The sequence below is a fragment of the Citrobacter sp. wls826 genome (assembly GCF_005281245.1).
Classification (GTDB): Bacteria; Pseudomonadota; Gammaproteobacteria; order Enterobacterales; family Enterobacteriaceae; genus Citrobacter; species Citrobacter braakii.
Map to the genome: position 1 here is coordinate 108830 of NZ_SZWS01000055.1, position 4018 is coordinate 112847.

4 protein-coding genes and 3 pseudogenes are annotated in these 4018 nt (G+C 45.9%); 2 read left to right on the plus strand and 5 right to left on the minus strand.

Features of this window, described 5'->3' with window-relative positions; translation table 11 throughout:
* Both FDW87_RS22860 and FDW87_RS22865 read right to left on the minus strand, forming a co-directional pair.
* A pseudogene (locus FDW87_RS22860) lies at positions 1-154 on the minus strand (bifunctional riboflavin kinase/FAD synthetase); the annotation flags it as partial.
* A gap of 7 nt (positions 155-161) precedes the next feature.
* A pseudogene (locus FDW87_RS22865) lies at positions 162-377 on the minus strand (DUF2575 domain-containing protein).
* A 105-nt stretch (positions 378-482) separates the two neighbouring features.
* On the opposite strand from FDW87_RS22865, the gene rpsT reads away from it, so the two are divergent.
* Together rpsT and FDW87_RS16330 are read left to right on the plus strand one after the other, a co-directional pair.
* A complete protein-coding gene (gene rpsT, locus FDW87_RS16325; protein WP_003018940.1) occupies positions 483-746 on the plus strand; it encodes a 30S ribosomal protein S20 in 264 nt (87 codons plus the stop codon).
* Between the two features lie 68 nt (positions 747-814).
* Positions 815-1157 (plus strand): annotated as a pseudogene (locus FDW87_RS16330) (transposase domain-containing protein); the annotation flags it as partial.
* Positions 1158-1267: 110 nt separating this feature from the next.
* Here the strand turns inward: FDW87_RS16330 and FDW87_RS16335 are convergent.
* The 3 genes from FDW87_RS16335 to FDW87_RS21210 all read right to left on the minus strand — a co-directional run.
* Positions 1268-1993, minus strand: a complete 726-nt coding sequence (locus tag FDW87_RS16335) for a winged helix-turn-helix domain-containing protein (protein WP_016155655.1) — start codon at positions 1991-1993, stop codon at positions 1268-1270.
* A gap of 258 nt (positions 1994-2251) precedes the next feature.
* A complete protein-coding gene (locus FDW87_RS16340; protein ID WP_019078334.1) occupies positions 2252-3733 on the minus strand; it encodes a glycoside hydrolase family 18 protein in 1482 nt (493 codons plus the stop codon).
* A gap of 96 nt (positions 3734-3829) precedes the next feature.
* The coding region (locus FDW87_RS21210) for a hypothetical protein (protein ID WP_212725445.1) at positions 3830-4018 on the minus strand (189 nt) is incomplete at its 5' end.

Below are 4018 nucleotides of genomic sequence, written 5' to 3' on the forward strand. Positions count from 1 at the left end.
TCACCATCACCGGTAAATTGCGTTTGCGCCCTTCTTCCCGTAAGCCCTGCAGCAACGCACGATGGCCACGGTGCACGCCGTCGAAATTACCAATAGTCAGCACACACCCATGCGGGGCCTGACTGAGATTATGTATGCCTCGTATCAGCTTCATGTCTGGCTCAAAACAGTGAAAATCGTGAAAGTATACCCTGTACCGCGTTCAACGTTAACCGGCGATTGTTTCTACGAAACAGAAAGAGGATGGTTTTCATCGTTATGAAACAAATTGACGCCCTTCACGGGCACACCAATGCAATTTTTCTCGTGGAAAGGCTGTATTCACGCCCCGCAAGCTGGTAGAATCCTGCGCCATCACTACGCAACGAGTGCTGCAATTTAAACGGCGCTTATTTGCACAAATCCATTGACAAAAGAAGGCTAAAAGGGCATATTCCTCGGCCTTTGAATTGTCCATATAGAACACATTTGGGAGTTGGACCTTGGCTAATATCAAATCAGCTAAGAAGCGCGCCGTTCAGTCTGAAAAGGCCCGCAAGCACAACGCTAGCCGTCGCTCTATGATGCGTACTTTCATCAAGAAAGTATACGCAGCTATCGAAGCTGGCGACAAAGCTACTGCACTGAAAGCATTTAACGAAATGCAACCGATCGTGGACCGTCAGGCTGCTAAAGGTCTGATCCACAAAAACAAAGCTGCACGTCATAAAGCAAACCTGACTGCACAGATCAACAAACTGGCTTAATCGCCTGCTTGTTGTTGCTTTGTGAAAAAACCCGCGTAAGCGTAGCATAATAAGCCCCATCATTTTTGATGGGGCTTTTTCATACATTCAACCTGTCGCTATGCGATACAACCTGGGCTGAACCCGAATCTCTTTCCTCTTTTCGGCACTCAATACCTCCTGAATGTCTCTCAGGTCCTTCGCTCCACAGATAAAGCCAGTATCAGAAAGCATAAACTCTCCGCGGAACTCGTTATCTGGTTAATTATCGGAATGGGCTTCATTATGATCTCTACATCACCGATGCGGTGACAAAACTCGAGCTTGTTCTGGATGGCTCTCTGGCTGCCAGCTCTATTAATCAGACCTGCTGGAAATTCTGTGATGCACCACTTGAGGCATTATTTCATCTAACCGGCTCATCACTGGACGCATCATCTTGCCGAACGACGGTTAACCGAGCTTTTCGGTGGCAAGATGACGCTCTCGCCTTATCCACCAAACGCATAATAAACTTAAGTTGCATTACGTAACGAAAAATATCATGAAGTCACTTTTTTACATATATATTCATGATTTTTGCAATTTTCGCTTGTATCGTACTTATTGCACTGGCACAGGATAAACCCTTTTTGTCCATGACTATCTTTTCCCGTTTCAGGATTTAAATACAAGTTTTTTCCGCCATTATGAAGACGTAACTCTTCCCTGTAGAAAAACACTGTCAGGAGTACTAATACTGTAGTCAATACAAATGTCAGGAACGCTAAAATAACCCTCGCCTTATGCAGGGAGAGATTAACGGCAACGTCTGTTTTTTTGCCTTCGGTTTTTTTCTGAATTTCATAATGGGCACTGAGAATATCAGTGTCAGAAGGACAGGAAAATACCTCAGTGGCAGCAGGTTCATTTTTTTCAGCGCCTAATTCAGCAACCGGTGTAACGCTATAGGCCGGATTGATCTGGTAGCCCAGTCGGGGATGGGTAACGATTAAATCCGTCATCTCTATATCCCGCAAATCCCGCCGCAAGGCATAAATCGTCTGCAATAACGTACTATCGCTGGCGAATAAACCAAATTGTCCCCATACCTCATCGCAAATTTGCTTTTTTGTCGTTATATCTTGTTGGGTATGTGAGATGAGACATTTCAAACAGCGACCTTTCACGCCGGATAAATGAATACTTTCCCCATCCTTAAGATGATGAAGAACCATTTCACTTGTATCAAACAATAAATCATTTCCAATCATGAATGATGTAACCATTTGAAAATCCATTAACTATTGAGATGCGTTATTTTAGTACCAAAAATAATCATCTAACTGAGAGAATTGTCAAACCTGATGTAAAAAACCATAAAAAAATCTAAAAATAAGAAGGCAATGTCATAAAATGTAATATAAATTTACTTATTCAATCCAAAATAATAATTCACCTGATACACAATATTTATTTACTTATCTATGTTTTTTACACGATTGAGACAGCCGAAAATGTCCCCCTTTACAGGGGGACATGAGCGCTTACTTCGTAATACCTTTAAAATAGAACGGTCTCATATCAACAGTTTGCCGCGTCATTTCGCAGCCCAGCCCTTCGCGAGCCGCATTCACCAGCGGACCGCGATCCAAATCCGCCGTCCAGGTAAACAGGCCACCCAGGCCGCGGGATTTTACGTACTCGGCTTTGGCCTTCACGGTGCGCGGGGTATCCAGCGACATAAAGACTTTAGACTGTGGGTTATACAGGAAATCCGCATCCGCCACTTCATCGGTGTAAACAATAAAATTATTGCGACCGGTCTGGTTTTCCAGATCAAGATAATTTGCGATATGGTCGTACCATTCCGTTGAGCCGGATTCAAATGTTCCGACCGTCGTGCCGTATCCTGGCGTGTAAGTTCCTTTCAGCGGAGATACGCTCTGGATCGTCGCATCATGAGCATTACGGCTATAACCGGCATAACCGATAAAGACCTGTTTAAGCGGCACCCCAATCGACTCCAGATAATTAACGGCGGTCTCTACGCTCCAGTTATTCGCGCTGCCATTCGGGTAGAGATTGGTATGATGCGCCAGCTCGGTAGCCCACGGCGTACCAAAGAAGTCGTAGGTCATTAAATTAATGCCCCAGACCCCCGCATCAATGAGCGCTGGAATATTGGCTTTTTTCAGTTTCTCGATGTCACCAGCAGCGGCAACGCTAATTTTCACATCACTGCGATTGATTTTATTCAGCGCGGCTTTCACATCCTTAATCAAGGCAGCAAAATTTGGTGCGTCAGTATCATCGTAGGTATTACCGGTATTTCCCGGTGCCCCCGGATATTCCCAATCCAGATCGATTTCGCTAAACATCGGGAATCGGGTGAACAGATCGGTCAGGCCGTCGCAGAATAGCGCGCGTTTATGTGGATCTTTAGCCATAAAGTGGAACGCTTGGCTCATGGTCCAGCCGCCGATACTCATTGAAAGATGGAGATTCGGGTTCTTTTTCTGTACATCGCGTAACCCCCCCAGAACGCCCTGTGCATCGTACTGATGGAAAAGCGCCATGTAATCATTGCTTACCCAGCCCGCAAAGCCGCAGTTGCGATAGGAGGCAACATCTCCCCACGCATCGACAAAAGTGGGTTGCCATTGCGTACGCTGGAAGTCGACTGCGGCATTGTTGATGGTCGTCGCTTTCTCGCCGGTATCGCCGACAATCCCGCAGAAACCCAGCGTAATTTTATCGTAAGCAAAGGGGTCTAATAACGCCAGGTCAACGCCGCGCCCACAGCTGGAAGGCGCGAAATCACCATCGAGACGGCCGTCATATTGCGACCAGTCAGTCCAGTAACCGGACACTTTAAACTCGTTGGGCTTGTACTCGTTATAGGCTACCTTCGCAACACGCGCCGATGTATAGCTAAACTCATTGGTTTCCGTGGCCGCCACAAATCCGTTCTGCTCGTACTCTTTTGTACTGAGCGAATCATTTTGTACCAGTTTGCTGTTAGTCATAATGCTTACCTCGTTAATGAGTCATAGAAGAAATAGTGTGTCCCATCCGTCCGGTGGGACACCTATGTAATGCTCCCATTATGCGAGGGGTGCTAATCACAAACGCTTTGAAACCATGAGATATCGATTTGATGAGATCTCATTTTCTGTATAAAACAGGTTATGAGATAGGGTAAGAAGCGAGCTGGAGGGTCTCAGAAAATCTCTTTCTGTTTGATTTGCTACATCTTTTGCGTCGGTGCATCCACTTTGCTCAGCACTCACCAGTGACCCTGCCACAAGGTG

What these genes read in the sequence shown, in the direction of transcription:
- FDW87_RS16340 (WP_019078334.1), bottom strand. Translation starts at nt 3,733, where the DNA reads ATGACTAACAGCAAACTGGTACAAAATGATTCGCTCAGTACAAAAGAG.
- FDW87_RS16335 (WP_016155655.1), bottom strand. Translation starts at nt 1,993, where the DNA reads ATGGTTACATCATTCATGATTGGAAATGATTTATTGTTTGATACAAGT.